This is a genomic window from Rathayibacter sp. AY1A7, assembly GCF_002930845.1.
Classification (GTDB): domain Bacteria; phylum Actinomycetota; class Actinomycetes; order Actinomycetales; family Microbacteriaceae; genus Rathayibacter.
The window spans coordinates 69,452-86,772 of record NZ_PSTL01000002.1 but is presented as its reverse complement, the minus strand read 5'-3'; the positions used below and the strand labels follow the sequence as shown (position 1 = coordinate 86,772).

Here is a 17,321-nt window from a genome sequence, read left to right as displayed (position 1 = left end):
CTACGCTGGCCGTTCGAGGGGCACGGCGAGGCGCCTCCAGTGCGGAGGAGGGGTCGATGGCGGAGGCGACGAGGCGACGCGGCCCGTACGCGAAGTCGGCCGAGCGCCGCCGCGCCATCATCGAGGCCGCCCACCAGGTCTTCGCCGCGCGGGGCTACGCCCGCGGCTCCCTCCAGGAGGTCGCCGACCGCGTCGGGCTCAGCCAGACGAGCCTCCTGCACTACTTCCCGTCGAAGACCGACCTGCTCTTCGCGGTCCTTGAGCACCGCGACCTGATCACGGGCGACGGTTCCTCGCCGCCGGACCCGGAGGAGGGGCTGGTCGCCGGCATCCTGCGGCAGACCCGCTACAACGAGACGGCGCCCGGAGTGATCGAGCTGTACGCCGTGCTCTGCGGCGAGTCGACGACGCAGGAGCACCCGGGGCGCGACTTCTTCGCCGCGCGGTTCCGCCGCCTCCGCAGCGAGTACGCGGCCGAGCTGCGCGAGCTCCAGGCAGCCGGCCGCCTGCGCGAGGGGTCCGATCCGGAGCGGGTGGCGGCGTCGATCATCGCGCTCTGGGACGGTGTGCAGCTGCAGTGGCTGCTCGAGCGCGACGCGGTGGACATGGTGGCGTGCCTGGCCGACTACCTCGACCTCGTGGTGCTGCCGGCTCCCTAGCCGCTGGCGCGAGGGAACCCCGGCCCGTCGAGGGGACCCGCCGTCCGCGGCGGTCTCGACGGCTCGGGGTTCCCGCGACCGTGGTGCGCGCCTAGGGCAGCAGGCGGGTCGGGCCGCGGAACAGGTAGGTGACCTCGCGGAGGTTCGCCTGGTTCAGCATCAGCATGATCACGCGCGAGAGGCCCATGCCGAAGCCGCCGTGCGGCGGGACGCCGTAGCGGAAGAAGTCGAGGTAGAACTCGAGCTCCTCCGGGTCGAGGCCCTTCTCGCGGGCCTGCTCGACGAGGACGTCGACGCGGTGCTCGCGCTGGGCTCCGGTCGAGATCTCGACGCCGTTGTAGATGAGGTCGTAGCTGTTGGTGATCGTCCCGTCGCCCTCGCGGCGCATGTGGTAGAACGGCCGGATGCTCGATGCGTAGTCGGTGAGGAACACGAAGTCGTGCCCGAACTCCTCCTGCACGTAGGCCGCGATGCGGCGCTCGCCCTCGGGGTCCATGTCGTCGTCGGCGCGGGGCACCTCGTAGCCGCGCTCGGCGACGATGCGCTTGGCCTCGGCGAGCGGGATGCGCGGGAACGGCGTGGTCGGGACGGTCAGGTCGATGTCGAAGAGCGCCCTGACCTCGGCGCCGTGCTTCTCGACGACGGCGGTGAGGCCGGCGACCATCAGCTGCTCGTGCAGCTCCATGACGTCCTCGTGAGAGTCGATCCAGGAGACCTCGGCGTCGACGCTCGTGAACTCGGTCGCGTGACGCGAGGTGAAGCTGGGGTCGGCGCGGAAGGCGGGGCCGACCTCGAAGACCTTGCCGAAGCCGGCGGGCTGCGCCATCTGCTTGAAGAACTGGGGGCTCTGCGCCAGGTAGGCCTTCGTCTCGAAGTACTCGACCTCGAAGAGCTCGGCCCGCGACTCCGAGGCGCTCGCCATGAGCTTCGGGGTGTGGATCTCGATGAAGTCGTGCTCGATCCAGTACGTGCGCAGCGCGTGCTCGAACGTGGTCTGCACACGGGCGATGAGGTTCTGCTCGGGACGGCGCAGGTCGAGGAAGCGCCAGTCCATGCGCTTGTCGATGCCGGAGTCGGGCGCGATCGGCGCCTCCGGGATCGACGCGGCGACGACCTCGAGCGTCTCGAGCTTGACCTCGATGCCGCCGAGCTTCACGCGCTCGTCGTGCTTGAGCGCACCGGTGACGGTGATGAAGGAGCCCTGGGCGAGGCCGGAGATCTCCTCGGTGATCGCGAGGCGCGCAGCCGACGCGTCGTCGCCCTCGACGGCCTCGCGCACGGCCGGGTTCACCAGCTGCACGGCACCCGACTCGTCGCGCAGGACGACGAACTGCACCTTCTTCTGGTCGCGCACGGTCTCGACCCAGCCGGACACGCGGACGGGTCCGTCCTCGAGCGCGGCGAGCTTCTTGACAGTGGTTCGGGGGAGGCGGGTCTCGTCGGTCACGGTAGGGGAGTCTACTCGGGGGCCGCCGGGCGGCGCGGAGCAGGAGCACGCGCCGGCCCGCGGCCTCCGGCGCGGCACGAAAGGGGGTCCAGTCGGTCCCCCTGCGTGCTCCGGCGTCGGGCTAGCATCGCGGAGCGAGCGCGCGGGCTCGAGAGGATCCGAGGGGGATGTGCCATGGCGGGACCGGGATTCGCGGTCATCGACTTCGAGACGACGGGGGTCCGTCCCGAGCGGGGCGACCGCGTCATCGAGGTCGCTGTCGTCCATCTCGATGCGGAGGGGCGCTTCGAGGCGGCGTTCGAGACGCTCGTGAACCCGGACCGCGATCTCGGCGCGCAGAGGATCCACGGCATCTCGGCGCGCGAGATACTGGACGCACCGTCCTTCGCCGCGATCGCCGCCGATCTGCTGGCACATCTCGACGGCCGGGTGGTCGTCGCCCACAATGCGAGCTTCGAGCGGCGGTTCCTGACAGCGGAACTGGCCCGACTCGGCGTCGAGACGGCACTCTCGAGCGAGATGCTGCTGTGCACGATGCAGCTCGCACGCGAGTTCCTGCCGGGTGCGGGGCGCTCGCTCGCCGACTGCTGCGCCGCGTTCGACATCCCGCTGGAGAACGCTCACCGAGCCGTCGTCGATGCGACCGCCACGGGCCGCCTGCTCGCGGAGTACATCGCCGTCTCCGGTGGTCGCGACCGCTGGGACGATCACCTGAGAGAGGCACTCGCCTACGGCTGGCCTCCTGTTCCGCGGAGGCGCACACTGTGGACGCCCCGACCCGCGACCGCCGTGGCTCCCGCCTCCTTCCTGGAGCGCGTCGTCCAGCGGATGCCCGACCACTCCGGACCCGTGGAGCACGGCGAGTACCTCGCCCTCCTGGACCGCTGCCTCCTGGACCGCGTCATCTCGGCGCACGAGGAGCGCGAACTGGTCACCGCGGCCGACGACCTCGGAATCGGTCGTGCGGTCGTGCGCGTCCTCCACGACCGCTACTTCGACGACCTGACCGCGGTCGCCTGGTCGGACGGCGTCCTCGCCGACGACGAGCTGATGGACCTCGCGACTGTCGCCGATCTGCTCGGCATCGATCACGAGCGGCTCGTCGCGGCCACGGAGCCGCGGGACGCCGTCGAACAGCCCGCGCCCGTCGTCGACCGCTTCTCGCTCGAGCCGGGCGACCTCGTCGTCCTGACCGGGGAGATGCGCCGGACCCGCCAGGAGTGGACGACCGTCCTCGAGGACTGCGGGCTGATCGCCCACCCCGGAGTGACGAAGAAGGTCAAGCTGGTCGTCGCCGCCGATCCCGACTCCCTGTCCGGCAAGGCGAGGAAGGCCCGCGACTACGGGATCCCCGTCGTGAGCGAGGACGGCCTCGCCGCCCTCCTGCGCGCATGAGCGCCGCACTGATCACCGGCGCGTCCTCCGGCATCGGCCTCGCCTTCGCCCGGGCGTTCGCGCGCCGCGGCTGGAGCCTCGTCCTCGTCGCCCGCAGCGAGCAGCGCCTCCAGGAGGCGGCGGCCGGACTGCGCGGCCTCGGCGCCGCGGCGGTCGAGGTCCTGCCCGCGGACCTCGGCGACCGCGAGCAGGTCGAGAGCGTGCGCGCGCGGCTCGTCGATCCGGCTCGTCCGGTCCGCGTCCTCGTCAACAACGCCGGCTTCGGGATCGACGGGACCTTCGCCGAGCCGGACGTCGCCGCCCAGGACCGCGCCTTCGAGGTGATGGTGCGCTCGGTCGCCGTGCTCTCGGGCGCGGCGGCCGAGGCGATGACCACCCGCGGCCGCGGCGCGATCCTCACGGTCTCGAGCGTCGCGGGCTTCGTGCACCTCGGCCCCTACTCCGCGGTGAAGGCGTGGGCGACCGCCTTCGCGCAGTCGCTGGCCGTCGAGCTGCGCGGCACCGGCGTCCGCTCGGCCGCGCTCTGCCCGGGCTGGGTGCGCACCGAGTTCCACGAGCGGGCGGCGATGGACACCTCCTCCATCCCCTCCTTCCTCTGGCTCGACGCGGACGCGGTGGTGGAGGAGTTCCTCCGCGACGTCGCGCGCGGCTCCGTCGTCTCGGTGCCGTCGCTGCGCTTCGGGGTCCCGATGGCCGTGGTGCGGCACCTGCCCGGACCGCTCGTGCGGCGGCTGTCGGCGGCGGTCTCGGCGCGCCGCTGAGGCTCCGCTCAGGTCCGGCTCAGGCGACCCTTTCCCGGCGTTCCCCCACGCCGCGTTCCGTACACTTGACGCTCGTGGTTGCCGATCAGATCCATCTCGTGCGGCACGGCGAGGTGTTCAACCCCGACCGGGTCCTCTACGGACGACTCCCGAACTTCCGGCTCTCGGATCTGGGCCACCGCATGGCCCGCTCCGCCGCCGACGACCTGCTCGAGCGCCGTCGCCACGTCACGGCGCTGATCGCCTCGCCGCTCCAGCGCACGCAGGAGTCCGCGCAGCCGATCTCGCAGGCGTTCGAGCTCGAGATCCGCACCGATGAGCGGGTGATCGAGCCGAGCAACCGCTTCGAGGGGAAGTCCCTCGCCGCGCGCAGCTCCGCCTTGCGGAACCCCAAGCACTGGCCCTGGCTCCGCAACCCCTTCGAGCCCAGCTGGGGCGAGCCGTACCTCTCCATCTCGGCGCGGATGTACGCGGCGATCGAGTCGGCGTGGGAGAGCACGGAGGAGGGCGACGCCGCGATCGTCAGCCACCAGCTCCCCATCTGGACGGTCCACCGCGCCCTCGCCGGCGAGCGCCTCTTCCACGATCCGCGCAAGCGCCGCTGCGCCCTCTCGAGCATCACGACCCTCGAGCGGCGCGGGGACGGCTTCGTCGAGGTCGGCTACTCCGACCCGGCCGCCGGCCTGCAGGGCCTGGCCACCGACGTGGGAGCGGTCTGATGCGCCGGACGGGGCGGCTCCGCGCAGCGGGCGTCCTCGCGCTGGCCGCCGCGCTCGCGCTGACGGGCTGCTCCGAGGATCCGCTCGCCGACCAGTACCGCAACGGCAGCAACAAGGGCTACATCTCGGGGGACGGCACCGTCACCGAGATCGCCGCCGCCGACCGGGACGACCCCATCGTCTTCTCCGGCACCGACGAGACCGGCGCCACCATCGACTCCGCCGACCTCGCCGGGCAGGTCGTCGTCGTCAACTTCTGGTACGCCAGCTGCGCCCCGTGCCGCGCCGAGGCCGCGGACCTCGAGACGGTGAACACGGAGTTCGCCGACAAGGGGGTGTCGTTCGTCGGCGTCAACGTGCGCGATCAGGCCCCCACCGCGGCCGCCTTCGCCGACACCTTCGGGCTCGGCTACCCCTCCATCGTCGACACCGACTCGTCGGTGCAGCTCGCCTTCACCGGCACCGTCCCGCCGAACGCCGTGCCCACGACGCTCGTCCTCGACAGGGAGGGGCGCGTCGCGTCGCGCATCCTCGGCCAGCTCCAGGAGGCGTCGATCCTCTCGACCCTCGTGGGCGACACGCTCGCCGAGGAGGAGTAGCGGCGTGGGCGACATCGTCGTCAGCGGTCAGCTCCTGCTGGCCGTGCCGATCGCGCTCCTGGCCGGGCTCGTGTCCTTCGCGTCGCCCTGCGTGCTCCCGCTGGTGCCCGGCTACCTCGCCTACGTCGGCGGATTCACCGACGCCGACGAGCGTGCGGCCCGCGGACGCCGCCGGGTCGTGCTGGGCGTCCTCCTCTTCGTGCTCGGATTCTCGCTGGTGTTCGTCCTCTACGGTGCGGCGGCGGGCACGGTCGGCTTCTGGCTGCGCCAGTACACCGACCTGATCACCCGCGTCCTCGGGCTCGTCGTGATCGCGATGGGGCTCGTCTTCATCGGCCAGTTCTCGTTCCTCCAGCGCACGCTCCGGCCCGGTATCCGTCCCGCCACCGGGCTGATCGGAGCGCCGCTGCTCGGCATCGTCTTCGGCGTCGGCTGGACGCCCTGCCTCGGCCCGACGCTGAGCTCGATCCTCGCCCTCAGCTACGGCGTGGGCTCGCCCTGGCGCGGCGCCCTCCTCGCCCTGGTCTACTGCCTCGGACTCGGCATCCCCTTCCTCCTCGTCGCCTTCGGCTTCAGCTGGGTGACCAGCACGCTCGCCTTCGTGAAGCGCCACATCCGCGTGGTCAACATCCTCGGCGGCGCCGCCCTCGTCCTGATCGGAGTCCTGATGGTCACGGGCATCTGGAACACCCTCGTCTACGGATCCCTCTCGGCGGTGATCGATGGCTTCCAGCCGGCGATCTGAGCCCGAGGAGAGCACGCGCCGCCCCGACGAGGCCGCGCAGCGGAGGACGGACGCCTCCTTCCGCCCCGCCGACCACTACGACTCCGACGGCACTGTCACGCAGCCGGCGCTCGGGTTCACCGGCTGGCTCCGCTGGATGTGGCGCCAGCTCACCAGCATGCGCACGGCGCTGTTCCTGCTGCTGCTGCTGGCGATCGCGGCGGTCCCCGGATCGCTCGTGCCGCAGCGCTCCTCCGACCCCAACGGCGTGACCCAGTACTTCGTCGACAACCCCGACCTCGCGCCCCTGCTCGACAGGGTGCAGGCGTTCGACACCTACACCTCCGCCTGGTTCTCGAGCATCTACCTGCTGCTGTTCATCTCCCTGATCGGCTGCATCGTCCCGCGCACGCGCCACCACTTCCAGGCGATGCGGTCGCGGCCGCCGCGCACCCCGGCACGCCTGCAGCGCCTCGCCGGCTACACCGTCCGCGAGGTCGAGGGCGCGACGGAGGAGGAGGCCGTCGCCTCCGCCCACTCCGTCCTGCGCCGGGCGGGCTACCGCGTCGAGCGCTACGACGACCCGCGCGGCCGCTGGTCGAGCGTCTCGGCCGAGCGCGGATACCTCCGCGAGACCGGCAACCTTGTCTTCCACTCCGCCCTGGTCGGCATCCTCGTCGCCGTCGGAGTGGGCGGCGGGTTCGGCTACAGCGGGCAGCGCGTGCTGGTCGAGGGCTCCCAGGGGTTCGCGAACAACCTCGCGGCCTACGACTCCTTCAACCCCGGTCGCTTCTTCGACAGCAGCCAGCTCGACCCGTACCAGCTGACCCTCGACAGCCTCGACGTGAAGTACGAGGAGCAGAACCAGTCGGCGCTCGGCCAGCCCGTCGATTTCACCGCGAACGTCACGACCTCCGAGCGCGGCGGGGGCACCGAGGACCGCACGATCAAGGTCAACGACCCGCTGGCGATCGGCGGCACGAACGTCTACCTCCTCGGCAACGGCTACGCGCCGACGATCACGGTCCGGGATCCCTCCGGCCGGGCGATCTTCACCGACTCGGTGCCGTTCCTCCCGCAGGACGCGAACCTGACCTCCGTCGGCGTCGTCAAGGTGCCGGACGGGCTCTCCGAGCAGCTGGGCCTCACCGGATTCTTCTACCCGACGCAGGACACGCTGGCCTCCGGGGCGTCGACCTCGATCTTCCCCGACCTGCAGTACCCCGTGCTCTCGCTGAACGTCTTCGCTGGCGACCTCGGCCTCGACGGGGGAGTGCCCACATCCGTCTACGTGCTCAACACCGACTCGCTGACCCGGCTCACCGGCGGCACCACCGGCGTCGCGCCGATCACCCTCAAGCCCGGCGACACGGCCGAGCTCCCGAACGGGCTCGGCAGCGTGACCTTCGACAACACGGGCGCCGACCCCACGCGGATCGGCACCGACAGCGTCAAGCGCTTCGCCTCGTTCGACATCCACCACGACGCGACCCAGGGCTGGGTGCTGCTCTTCGCGATCCTCGTGCTCGCCGGACTCCTCACCTCGCTGTTCGTCCCGCGGCGCCGCGTGTGGGTGAAGGCGACCGCCCAGGACGACGGCGGCCTCCTCCTCGAGTACGCGGGACTCGCCCGTGGCGAGGACCCGCAGCTGGTGCGCGCCGTGCGGACGATCGCCGACCGGCACGCCCCGCTCGACTGACCCGCCTCCCGGACGCCCCGGAGGCCCCTCCACAGGCGCCGCCCGGCTGGGCAGGGGCCGAGTCTGTGCAAGCGCGAAGGGGCGGGCGGGGCGGCGAGCGATTACCCTGAGGAGGTGATCGCGACCCTCTCGCAGTACTCGGTGCTGTGCCTCTCCTCCGCCATGGGCATTTACGCCATGGCGTTCGTCTTCTTCGCGATCGACCTCGCCCGCCGCGCCTCCCTGGCCGACGGCGAGTCGATCGAGGTCGTGCAGGAGGCGGAGCGCGTCGCCTCCGCGGCCGCCGCCGACCGCGCGGCCAGCGGCAAGGCCACCGTCGCCGCCGCAGGCTCCGGACGCACCGCGACGCTCTCCCGCATCGGCAGCCGCGTCGAGGACGAGGTCTACCGCGCCCCCGCCCGCTCGAAGACCATGCGCATCGGGTTCTCGCTCACGCTCCTCGGCTTCGTGCTGCACCTCGCCGCGACCGTCCTCCGCGGCGTCGCCGCCGGCCGCGTCCCCTGGGCGAACATGTACGAGTTCTCGATGACCGGGACGCTCATCATCATCGGCGTCTTCCTCGCCGTCCAGCTGCGCTGGGACCTCCGCTTCCTCGGAGCGTTCATCACCGGCCTCGTCCTGGTGCTCCTCGGCATCGCGACCGTCAACTACTACGTCGCCGTCGTCCCGCTCCCGCCGGCACTCCAGTCCTACTGGCTGGTCATCCACGTGCTCGTCGCGATCCTCGGCACCGCGTTCTTCGCCCTCGGCTTCGCGCTCTCGGTCACCCAGCTCCTCCAGGCACGCCGCGAATCCTCCGGCGACAGCCCCCGCTCGGTCCTCCGCTTCCTGGGCACCCTGCCCAGCTCCCTCACCCTCGAGAACCTCGCCTACCGCGTCACGATCCTCGGCTTCATCCTCTGGACCTTCACGCTCATCGCCGGCGCCGTCTGGGCCGAGAAGGCCTGGGGCCGCTACTGGGGCTGGGACACCAAGGAGGTCTGGACCTTCATCATCTGGACCATCTACGCCGGCTACATCCACGCCCGCGCCACCCGCGGCTGGCGCGGCACCCCCTCCGCCTGGCTCGCCATCGTCGGCTTCGCCGCCGTCATGTTCAACTTCGGCGTCGTCAACGTGTTCTTCAAGGGACTCCACGCCTACTCCGGCCTCGACACCGGCATGTGATCGGCGGGGCCTGGCGGGGTCCCTCGCGGCGTTGTCGGCGACGAACGTAGCGCCGCTACGCCCGACGCCTCCGCCTTGCGATCGACCCCACCAGGCCCCGCCGACCGCCCACCAGGACGCGCACTGGGGACGGCTCCGCTTCGCGTTCGCCGCGGGAGGGCCTCCGCTTCGCGGTCGGGTCTGGGTGGGCTCCGCTTCGCGGTCGCCGTGGGGGAGTGCTCCGCTTCGCGGTCGCGGTGGTGGGTGGGCTCCGCTTCGCGGTCGGGTCTGCGTGGGCTCCGCTTCGCGGTCGCCGAGGTGGGTGGGCTCCGCTTCGCGATCGCCGTGGGGGAGCGCTCCGCTGCGCGGTCGGGTTCTGGGGAGCTGCGCTTCGCGGGAGTGCGGGGGGACGGCGGTCGACGGGACATGCTGATCGAGTAGTGAGCAGCGCGAGTATCGAGATCCCCTGACACGAACGCTCGGAGCGAGCCTGTCGAGTTCCCGCGTACGGAAGCGCCGGGTCGGTGCGTGCTGATCGAGGAACGGGCGCGTCGCGGCCGGGGGCACGGACGGGCTTCGGGTGGCCCCGCGCGGGTCAGACGGCGGTGACGACGCCGATGAGGTGGGGGGCGAAAGGGGCGTCGAGGGCGAGGACGATGCGGGTGCGGGCGTCGGAGGGGTGGACGCCGCGGTAGATGCCGCGGAGGTCGGCGACGGTCTGGCCGCGGCCGGGGCCGTGGGTGGCGTCGACAGTGACGTGGACGCGCGGGGCGGAGGTGAGGGCGACGGCGTCGACGGCGATCGCGGCGGCCATGGGGTCGTGCATGGCAGCGGTGCGCTCGCCGAAGTGGCCGACGTAGAAGTCGAAGTAGAAGTCGAGCGCCTGCCCGATGGCCTGCGCGAGGGGATCGGGCGACGCGAGCAGGACGGCGCGATCCTCCTCCGTCAGCAGGTGCCGCATGGTCACGTCCAGGGGCACGAGCGTCAGATCCCAGTCGGCCGCGACGACCTCGGCGGCGGCCGCAGGGTCGTGCCAGATGTTGGCCTCCGCCACGGCGGTCACGTTGCCGGGGACCAGCGCGGCTCCGCCCATCACGGTCACCGAGTGGACGAGGGACGCGATCTCCGGGTGCGCACGGAGGGCGATCGCGAGATTCGTCAGCGGGCCGATCGCGACCAGCCGCAGCTCGCCCTCGTGCTCACGGGCGAGACGGAGGAGGAGGTCGGCCGGATCCTCGTCGACCGGCTCGCCGCCCTCGGGCAGCGCGACCCCGCCGATGCCGTCGTCGCCGTGCACGTGCGGAGATCCGCCGGCGTAGTCCTCCTCGAGGAAGTGGTGCGCCCCCACGGCGACCGGCACGTCGTCGCGGCCGGCCAGCGCCAGCAGGCCGAGGCTGTTGACCGCGGCCCGGCGGGCGTCGGTGTTGCCGCTGACCGTGCTGATCCCGACGAGGCGGGCCCGGGGCGAGCGGAGGAGGTACGCCAGGGCGAGCGAGTCGTCGATGCCGGTGTCGCAGTCGAGGAAGACGGGGACGGGGACGGTCGATGCGCTCACGGTGCTCCGATGCTCGAGGGTGGGGGATGCGTCGGGCACCGACGGCCGACGCTCCCATTCTGCCGCTCCTCGGACGCGGCGCCCGCCGCCGACGATCAGAGCAGCGCGTAGGAGTCGCGGAGCCGCGCCCGCCACCAGGCGAGCCGCTCCGGCGACACGGCGTGACGGGAGAGGAGCTCCTCCGAGACCTCCACGCGGCCGACGGGGATGCTGCCGTCGACCGGCCGCAGCGGCCGCTCCGTGACGTCCGCGGCGAGGAGGGACGCGGTGCCGAGTCCGCAGTCGAAGGGCAGCTCGGGGAGCGCCGCGGCCAGGGCGGCGCCCATGGCGAGTCCGACCGAGCTGTCGATCGCGCTCGAGACCACCGCCGGCAGCCCCGCCTCGGCGACGAGGGCCAGCGCCCGGCGCGTCCCCCCGAGCGGCTGGACCTTCACGACCAGCAGGTCCGCGGCTCTTGCCCGGGCGACGGCGAGTGGATCGGCGGCCTTGCGGACGCTCTCGTCGGCGGCGATCGGGATGCCCATGTACTTCACCCGGTAGCGCAGCTCCGCCAGCTCGTCGACGCTCGCGCACGGCTGCTCGACGTACTCGAGGTCGGACTCCGCGAGGGCGTGGACGGCGTGCTCGGCCTCGTCGAGGTTCCAGCCGCCGTTCGCGTCCACGCGGATCCGGCCCTCCGGACCGAGCAGGCGGCGGACCTCGACGACCCGGGCCACGTCGTCGGCCAGCGTCTGGCCGCGCTCGGCGACCTTCACCTTCGCCGTGCGGCAGCCGTGGTAGCTCGCGAGCACGGCGGCGACCTCGTGCGGTGCGACGGCCGGGATGGTCGCGTTCACCGGGATGCGGTCGCGCAGCGGTGCCGGCTGCTCGCTCCAGCCGTAGTCGATCGCCGCCCGGAGCCACGCCGCCGACTCCTCTGCGCCGTACTCGAGGAAGGGCGAGAACTCGGTCCAGCCCTCGGGGCCGCGCACGAGCGCGATCTCGCGGTGGTCCACACCGCGGAAGCGGGTGCGCAGCGGCAGAGCGACGACGCGGAGTCCCGCGTCGATCTCGCCGAGGGAGGGGAGCGGGGAGGCGGGCACGACGTCGTCCATCCGGCCATTGTCCACCGGCCGGGGCGACGCGGCGGCCACCCGGGCGCAGGAGGTCGGCGACGCGCGCGCAAGCCCCCGGGGTCCCTCCTCCGAGCGCCCGCCGAGGTGCCAGACTGACGAGGCTGCCGTTGGAGTCCGGAGGAGTGCGATGAGCCAGATGCCGATGAGCCCGCCGCCCGCGCCCGCCCCGGGCCCGACGCAGGGCTCCGTCCCCTCCCACCGCCCGCTCGGCAGGGGCGCCTGGATCGCGCTGGGCACGAGCCTCCTCGTGGGCGTCGTCTACACCGGCGTGCTCGGCACGCTCGTCGCCGTCGGAGTGGGCGGCGCGCTCGACTCCGCCGCCGGCAGCGCGTCGACGAGCGCTCCGTCCGAGCCGTTCGGCGACCCGACGGACGACCCGTTCGGCAGCGGGGACCCGTCCGATCCGCTCTACGACTACCCCGGCTACCAGGACGGCGACGCCGCGACGATCCTCGGCCAGCCGTCCGCGGAGGACGTGCGCGCGAGTGCCGAGAAGGCCGTCGCGGCCGTCGAGGGCGCCGTCCCCGAGGAGTGGACCTCGGCCGACGACGAGTACTACGAGCAGTCGCAGAACGCCTACGGCGGGCCCTCCCTCCTCTACGACTACATCTCGGCGACCGAGTACGCCGCCGCCGACGTCTCGACCGACGCCGACAGGCAGGCGGCGGTCGACCGTTTCACCGCAGCGCTCTCGCCTCTCGGCTTCGACGACGTCGAGGTGGCCGACACCCCCGAGGAGTGGTCGGAGGCGGGCTACGAGCTCGACGGCGACCTCTCGGACGAGGAGGCCTCGGCCGCGCTCTGGATCGTCACCGCCCGCTCATCCGCCGACCTCGTGCCCGCGATCGAGCTGGGCCTCGTCGACCTCGACGCCGATCCGACCGGCCTGGTCGCCGACATGCTCGACGGAGTCGGCCTCTCGCCGGACCCGCAGGGCGCGTTCCTGGCGGGGTACGCGAACGGGGTCCTCCAGGACGAGGACCGCGGCGAGTTCACCGACCGCCTCGAGGAGTACGGCGGAGTCGCCACGACCTGACCGGGCGCTACAAGCAAGCCCGTCCGCCCGCAAGCCCGAATCGGTGCACCGCCCGCGCCCTACGGTGAGGGGATGGCTGCACCCCGCTCGACCAGGCCCCTGCGCGACTACGCCGCGATCGGAGACGGTCGCACGGTCGCCCTGATCGCGAAGGACGGCAGCGTCGACTGGATGCCCGTCCCGGACCTCGGCTCCACCCCCGCCTTCGCCGCCCTGATCGACGCCGAGTCCGGCGGCTGCGTCGAGCTCGCCCCCGAGGAGCCCGCCGAGGTCTCGCGCGCCTACATCCGCGACACGAACGTCCTCGAGACCACCTTCACCACCGAGTCGGGGACCGTCCGCGTGACGGACGCGCTCGTCACCGGGATCGCGGGCCGCCTCCCGTGGGCCGAGCTCGCGCGCCGCGTGGACGGTGTCGACGGCGAGGTGCGGATGCGGTGGGCCGTGCGTCCCGGAACGGGACTCGGCCGGTTCTCCCCGTGGATCCAGAACGCCGACGGCCGCTCGCTCATCCGCGCCGGAGACATCACCATCGGCGTCACCGGGCAGGAGCACGGGCCCGACGGCGACGACGCGCCCTCCGGCGCCGGCGACGAGCTGACGGGCTCCTTCGTCGTGACCGCGGGGAAGGACGCCGTGCGGCACGTCCTGGTCGTGTCGGCCACGCATGACGAGCCGCTGCACTTCCCGGTCGCGAAGAACGTCGACCGCGGCATCGACCGCACCATCCGCAGCTGGCAGAACTGGTCGGAGGAGTTCTCCTACGACGGCCCGTGGTCCGAGGCCGTCCAGCGCAGCGCCCTCGCGCTCAAGCTGCTGATCTACTCGCCCACAGGAGCCATCGCCGCGGCCGCGACCACGTCGCTCCCGGAGTCGCCCAACGGCGGCAAGAACTGGGACTACCGCTTCGCCTGGGTGCGCGACGCCGCGTACACGATGCACGCGCTGGTGCGCTTCGGCCTGCGCGAGGAGACGCACGCCGCGCTGTCCTGGCTCCTCCGCACGATCAAGGAGCACGGGCCGGACCTGCACATCTTCTACGGACTCGACGGCTCCATGCCGACCGTCCTCGAGGAGTTCGACGTCCCGGGCTACGCCGGCATCGGCCCGGTCGTCGCCGGCAACGCAGCGCAGAGCCAGCTGCAGCTGGGCGTCTTCGGCGACCTCTTCGACATCTGCCGCATCTACGTCGACGAGGGCAACGTCCTCGACATCCAGACCGGTCGGCTCCTCGCCCGCGTCGCCGACACCACCTGCGACCTGTGGCGGAACCGCGATGCGGGCATGTGGGAGCTGGAGGAGGAGCAGCACTACACCTCCTCGAAGATGGGCTGCTGGCAGGCGCTCGACGCGGCCGTGCACCTGGCGGAGCTCGGCCAGGTCGCGGGCAGCCCCGACCGCTGGCGCTTCGAGCGCGACCGCATCCGGGAGTGGATCGAGGAGCACTGCTGGTCCGAGGAGCTCGGCTCCTACGTGATGTACCCGGGCAGCGAGGAGCTGGACGCCTCGGTGCTCCTGCACGCGCCCAGCGGCTACGAGCGCGGCGAGCGGATGATCTCGACCATCGACGCCCTGGTGAAGGAGCTGGGCCGCGGCGCGCTGCTGTTCCGCTACTCCGGCATGGAGGGCGAGGAGCACCCGTTCGTGGCCTGCTCGTTCTGGCTCGCCTCCGCCCTGGCCTGCGTCGGTCGGCACGACGAGTCGGTCGCCCTGATGGACGAGCTCGTCGCCACGGTCCCGAACGACGTCGGGATCATGTCCGAGATGATCGCGGTCGACGACCTGGCCTTCTGGGGCAACCTGCCGCAGGGGCTCAGCCACCTCGCGTTGATCAACGCGGCCATCACCATCGAGGAGCTGGCGCCGAAGAAGGTCGGCCGCGCGTAACCCCGCCGACGGCGTCCGCGCAACCCGTTGAGGGCCGGCTCCGAGGGGCGTAGACCGGTACCACCCCCTCGCACCGCACCCACAAGGAGCACCTCAGCATGGATCTCGGGATCACCGGCCGCACCGCCCTCGTCACCGGAGGCGACTCCGGCATCGGCCTGGCCACGGCGCAGCTCCTCCTCGCCGAGGGCGCGACCGTCGTGATCACCGACAAGGACCAGGCGGAGCTGGACCGGGCGGCGGCCGGGCTCGACGCTCCGGAGGGCCGCCTGCACGCCTTCGCCGCCGACGTCACCAGCACGGAGCAGCTCGTCGAGCTGCATCGCCGCGTGGCCGGAGCGGTCGGCGCGATCGACATCCTCGTGCAGTGCGCCGGAGTCACGGGGGCGCAGGGCCTCTTCCACGAGATCGACGACGAGGGCTGGACCAGCACCCTCGAGGTCGATCTGCTCGGGCCTGTGCGGCTCGTGCGCGAGTTCCTCCCCGACCTCCGCACCGGAGGCTGGGGCCGGCTCGTGCTCACCGCCTCCGAGGACGCCGTGCAGCCCTACGACGACGAACTGCCCTACTGCGCCGCGAAGGCGGGCGTCCTCGCCTTCGCCAAGGGCCTCTCGCGCTCCTACGCGCAGGAGGGCCTGCTCGTGAACACGGTCTCGCCCGCGTTCATCCGCACTCCGATGACCGACGCGATGATGTCCAAGCGCGCCGAGCAGAGGGGCACCTCGGTCGACGAGGCGATCTCGTCCTTCCTCGACGAGGAGCGCCCGTACATGGAGCTGAAGCGCCGGGGCGAGGCCGAGGAGGTCGCAGCCGTGATCGCCTTCCTCTGCTCCGACCGCGCCTCGTTCGTGAACGGCTCGAACTACCGCGTCGACTCCGGATCCGTCGCCACGATCTGATCCCCGCAACCACGGGCCCCGTCCAGCGCGCGCACCCCGCGCGTGCGGGCGCCGTCCAGCCGAAGAAGCCAGACTCGGGGCGGGACACCGCACCCGGCACTGCAAGAGAAAGGAACGGTCCATGACCACCACCCTCGAACGCCACGTCGAAGCCCCCGCGGGCTCCGGTGCCAAGACCAGCCGCCGTCAGAACGCCGAGAAGGGCTTCAAGGCCTCCAAGGAGCTGCTCGACAGCCTCCAGATCGTCCTCGTCGACCTGATCGAGCTCCACGTCCAGGGCAAGCAGGCCCACTGGAACGTCGTCGGCAAGAACTTCCGCGACCTCCACCTGCAGCTCGACGAGATCATCGAGGCCGCGCGCGAGTTCAGCGACGACATCGCCGAGCGCATGCGCGCCCTCCACGGGATCCCGGACGGCCGCAGCGACACCGTCGCCGCGACCACCACCCTCCCCGAGTACCCGCACGGCGAGATCGACACGGCCGAGACCGTCGACCTGGTCACGATCCGCCTCGAGAACACCGCCGCCACCATGCGCGAGGTCCACGACCAGGTGGACGAGGAGGACCCGACCAGCGCGGACCTCCTCCACGCGATCATCCAGAGCCTCGAGCAGTACGCCTGGATGGTGTCGGCCGAGAACCGCACCACCTCCGCCGCCAAGTAGGGGCGAGCACCGGGAAGGGGACTCCGCGTCAGCGGGGTCCCCTTCCGTCTGCCCGAGCGGTGTCGAGTCGCCGTGCAGTCCGGATCAGTAGGGTCATGACATGAGCACGCAGGTCTCCGAACTGTTCGACGCGCACCGCTGGGCGGCCGTCGACGGCTTCGACGCACTCGAGGACATCACCTACCACCACGACCGCTCCGGCCGCATCGCGCGGGTCGCGTTCGACCGGCCCGAGGTCCGCAACGCGTTCCGGCCGCGCACGGTCGACGAGCTGTTCCGCGCCCTCGAGGACGCCCGGACGAACCCGCGCATCGGCGTCGTCATCCTCACCGGCAACGGCCCGAGCCCGCGCGACGGGGGCTGGGCGTTCTGCTCCGGGGGAGACCAGCGGATCCGCGGCCGCGACGGCTACCGGTACTCCGACGGCGAGACCGCCGAGGGCATCGACTCCGCGCGGAACGGCCGCCTGCACATCCTCGAGGTGCAGCGCCTCATCCGCTTCATGCCGAAGGTCGTCATCGCGGCCGTCCCCGGCTGGGCCGCGGGAGGCGGGCACTCGCTGCACGTGGTCTGCGACCTCACCCTCGCCTCCGCCGAGCACGGGCGCTTCAAGCAGACGGACGCCGACGTCGGCTCCTTCGACGCGGGCTACGGCTCGGCGTACTTCGCCCGCCAGATCGGGCAGAAGGCCGCGCGCGAGGTGTTCTTCCTCGCGCGGGAGTACTCCGCGCAGCGCGCCTACGAGATGGGTGCCGTGAACGCGGTCGTCCCGCACGCCGAGCTCGAGACGACCGCGGTGGAGTGGGCCGAGACGATCCTCACTAAGTCGCCCACGGCCATCCGGATGCTGAAGTACGCGTTCAACGCCGTGGACGACGGCCTCGTGGGCCAGCAGCTCTTCGCGGGCGAGACCACGCGCCTCGCCTACGGCACCGACGAGGCCGTCGAGGGACGCGACTCCTTCCTCGAGAAGCGCGAGCCCGACTGGTCGCCGTTCCCGTGGCAGTTCTGAG

The 17,321-nt window shown here is 72.1% G+C and carries 16 protein-coding genes; 13 read left to right on the top strand and 3 right to left on the bottom strand.

Annotated elements, in window-relative coordinates:
- Window positions 1-56: 56 nt before the first annotated feature.
- Window positions 57-659, top strand: coding sequence for a TetR/AcrR family transcriptional regulator (locus C5B95_RS02580; protein ID WP_258059745.1), 603 nt, complete (start codon window positions 57-59; stop codon window positions 657-659).
- Window positions 660-750: 91 nt separating this feature from the next.
- Here C5B95_RS02580 and aspS read toward each other — a convergent pair whose 3' ends face one another.
- On the bottom strand, window positions 751-2,106 hold the full coding sequence (gene aspS, locus C5B95_RS02575) for an aspartate--tRNA(Asn) ligase (RefSeq protein ID WP_258059744.1): 1,356 nt from the start codon (window positions 2,104-2,106) through the stop codon (window positions 751-753).
- A 174-nt stretch (window positions 2,107-2,280) separates the two neighbouring features.
- On the opposite strand from aspS, the gene C5B95_RS02570 reads away from it, so the two are divergent.
- The 7 genes from C5B95_RS02570 (at window position 2,281) to ccsB (ending at window position 9,170) form a co-directional block, all read left to right on the top strand.
- Window positions 2,281-3,501, top strand: a complete 1,221-nt coding sequence (locus C5B95_RS02570) for an exonuclease domain-containing protein (protein ID WP_104233425.1) — start codon at window positions 2,281-2,283, stop codon at window positions 3,499-3,501.
- Window positions 3,498-4,262, top strand: coding sequence for an SDR family oxidoreductase (locus tag C5B95_RS02565; RefSeq protein ID WP_104233424.1), 765 nt, complete (start codon window positions 3,498-3,500; stop codon window positions 4,260-4,262). Before C5B95_RS02570 ends, C5B95_RS02565 begins: the two co-directional genes overlap by 4 nt.
- Before the next feature lie 74 nt (window positions 4,263-4,336).
- Complete coding sequence (locus tag C5B95_RS02560) at window positions 4,337-4,981, top strand: histidine phosphatase family protein (protein ID WP_104224864.1); 645 nt, start codon at window positions 4,337-4,339, stop codon at window positions 4,979-4,981.
- Window positions 4,981-5,580 carry a TlpA disulfide reductase family protein gene (locus C5B95_RS02555; RefSeq protein WP_104233423.1) on the top strand — a complete coding sequence of 200 codons (600 nt, stop codon included), beginning with the start codon at window positions 4,981-4,983 and terminating at the stop codon, window positions 5,578-5,580. The genes C5B95_RS02560 and C5B95_RS02555 overlap by 1 nt, the downstream gene beginning before the upstream one ends.
- 4 nt (window positions 5,581-5,584) lie before the next feature.
- The gene (locus C5B95_RS02550) at window positions 5,585-6,325 is read left to right on the top strand and encodes a cytochrome c biogenesis CcdA family protein (protein ID WP_244230512.1); all 741 of its coding nucleotides are present in this window, start codon (window positions 5,585-5,587) and stop codon (window positions 6,323-6,325) included.
- On the top strand, window positions 6,303-8,003 hold the full coding sequence (locus C5B95_RS02545; RefSeq protein ID WP_104225914.1) for a cytochrome c biogenesis protein ResB: 1,701 nt from the start codon (window positions 6,303-6,305) through the stop codon (window positions 8,001-8,003). Before C5B95_RS02550 ends, C5B95_RS02545 begins: the two co-directional genes overlap by 23 nt.
- A 162-nt stretch (window positions 8,004-8,165) precedes the next feature.
- Entirely contained in the window at window positions 8,166-9,170 is a 1,005-nt protein-coding gene (gene ccsB / locus C5B95_RS02540; RefSeq protein ID WP_104348495.1) for a c-type cytochrome biogenesis protein CcsB, read from the top strand.
- Window positions 9,171-9,744: 574 nt separating this feature from the next.
- On the opposite strand, the gene C5B95_RS02535 is transcribed toward ccsB, so the two are convergent.
- Both C5B95_RS02535 and C5B95_RS02530 read right to left on the bottom strand, forming a co-directional pair.
- On the bottom strand, window positions 9,745-10,704 hold the full coding sequence (locus tag C5B95_RS02535) for a nucleoside hydrolase (RefSeq protein ID WP_104348494.1): 960 nt from the start codon (window positions 10,702-10,704) through the stop codon (window positions 9,745-9,747).
- 95 nt (window positions 10,705-10,799) lie between these two features.
- Window positions 10,800-11,798, bottom strand: coding sequence for an o-succinylbenzoate synthase (locus C5B95_RS02530; protein WP_104233421.1), 999 nt, complete (start codon window positions 11,796-11,798; stop codon window positions 10,800-10,802).
- A gap of 148 nt (window positions 11,799-11,946) precedes the next feature.
- Between C5B95_RS02530 and C5B95_RS02525 the strand changes: the two genes are divergently transcribed.
- The 5 genes from C5B95_RS02525 (at window position 11,947) to C5B95_RS02505 (ending at window position 17,320) form a co-directional block, all read left to right on the top strand.
- Entirely contained in the window at window positions 11,947-12,855 is a 909-nt protein-coding gene (locus tag C5B95_RS02525) for a hypothetical protein (protein ID WP_104233420.1), read from the top strand.
- A gap of 72 nt (window positions 12,856-12,927) precedes the next feature.
- A complete protein-coding gene (locus tag C5B95_RS02520; RefSeq protein ID WP_104233419.1) occupies window positions 12,928-14,742 on the top strand; it encodes a glycoside hydrolase family 15 protein in 1,815 nt (604 codons plus the stop codon).
- Window positions 14,743-14,840: 98 nt separating this feature from the next.
- Window positions 14,841-15,641: an SDR family NAD(P)-dependent oxidoreductase gene (locus tag C5B95_RS02515; protein WP_104223595.1), complete on the top strand. Its 801-nt coding sequence runs from the start codon at window positions 14,841-14,843 to the stop codon at window positions 15,639-15,641.
- A gap of 121 nt (window positions 15,642-15,762) precedes the next feature.
- Complete coding sequence (locus tag C5B95_RS02510; protein ID WP_104223596.1) at window positions 15,763-16,308, top strand: Dps family protein; 546 nt, start codon at window positions 15,763-15,765, stop codon at window positions 16,306-16,308.
- A 100-nt stretch (window positions 16,309-16,408) separates the two neighbouring features.
- On the top strand, window positions 16,409-17,320 hold the full coding sequence (locus C5B95_RS02505; RefSeq protein WP_068255374.1) for a 1,4-dihydroxy-2-naphthoyl-CoA synthase: 912 nt from the start codon (window positions 16,409-16,411) through the stop codon (window positions 17,318-17,320).
- Window position 17,321: the final 1 nt, after the last annotated feature.

Bases quoted from the DNA above. Each gene is read 5' to 3' on its own strand.
- C5B95_RS02520 (WP_104233419.1), top strand. From the start codon at position 12,928: ATGGCTGCACCCCGCTCGACCAGGCCCCTGCGCGACTACGCCGCGATC.
- C5B95_RS02525 (WP_104233420.1), top strand. From the start codon at position 11,947: ATGAGCCAGATGCCGATGAGCCCGCCGCCCGCGCCCGCCCCGGGCCCG.
- C5B95_RS02545 (WP_104225914.1), top strand. From the start codon at position 6,303: ATGGCTTCCAGCCGGCGATCTGAGCCCGAGGAGAGCACGCGCCGCCCC.
- C5B95_RS02570 (WP_104233425.1), top strand. From the start codon at position 2,281: ATGGCGGGACCGGGATTCGCGGTCATCGACTTCGAGACGACGGGGGTC.
- C5B95_RS02515 (WP_104223595.1), top strand. From the start codon at position 14,841: ATGGATCTCGGGATCACCGGCCGCACCGCCCTCGTCACCGGAGGCGAC.
- C5B95_RS02565 (WP_104233424.1), top strand. From the start codon at position 3,498: ATGAGCGCCGCACTGATCACCGGCGCGTCCTCCGGCATCGGCCTCGCC.
- C5B95_RS02530 (WP_104233421.1), bottom strand. From the start codon at position 11,798: ATGGACGACGTCGTGCCCGCCTCCCCGCTCCCCTCCCTCGGCGAGATC.
- C5B95_RS02510 (WP_104223596.1), top strand. From the start codon at position 15,763: ATGACCACCACCCTCGAACGCCACGTCGAAGCCCCCGCGGGCTCCGGT.
- ccsB (WP_104348495.1), top strand. From the start codon at position 8,166: ATGGGCATTTACGCCATGGCGTTCGTCTTCTTCGCGATCGACCTCGCC.
- C5B95_RS02505 (WP_068255374.1), top strand. From the start codon at position 16,409: ATGAGCACGCAGGTCTCCGAACTGTTCGACGCGCACCGCTGGGCGGCC.
- C5B95_RS02555 (WP_104233423.1), top strand. From the start codon at position 4,981: ATGCGCCGGACGGGGCGGCTCCGCGCAGCGGGCGTCCTCGCGCTGGCC.
- C5B95_RS02580 (WP_258059745.1), top strand. From the start codon at position 57: ATGGCGGAGGCGACGAGGCGACGCGGCCCGTACGCGAAGTCGGCCGAG.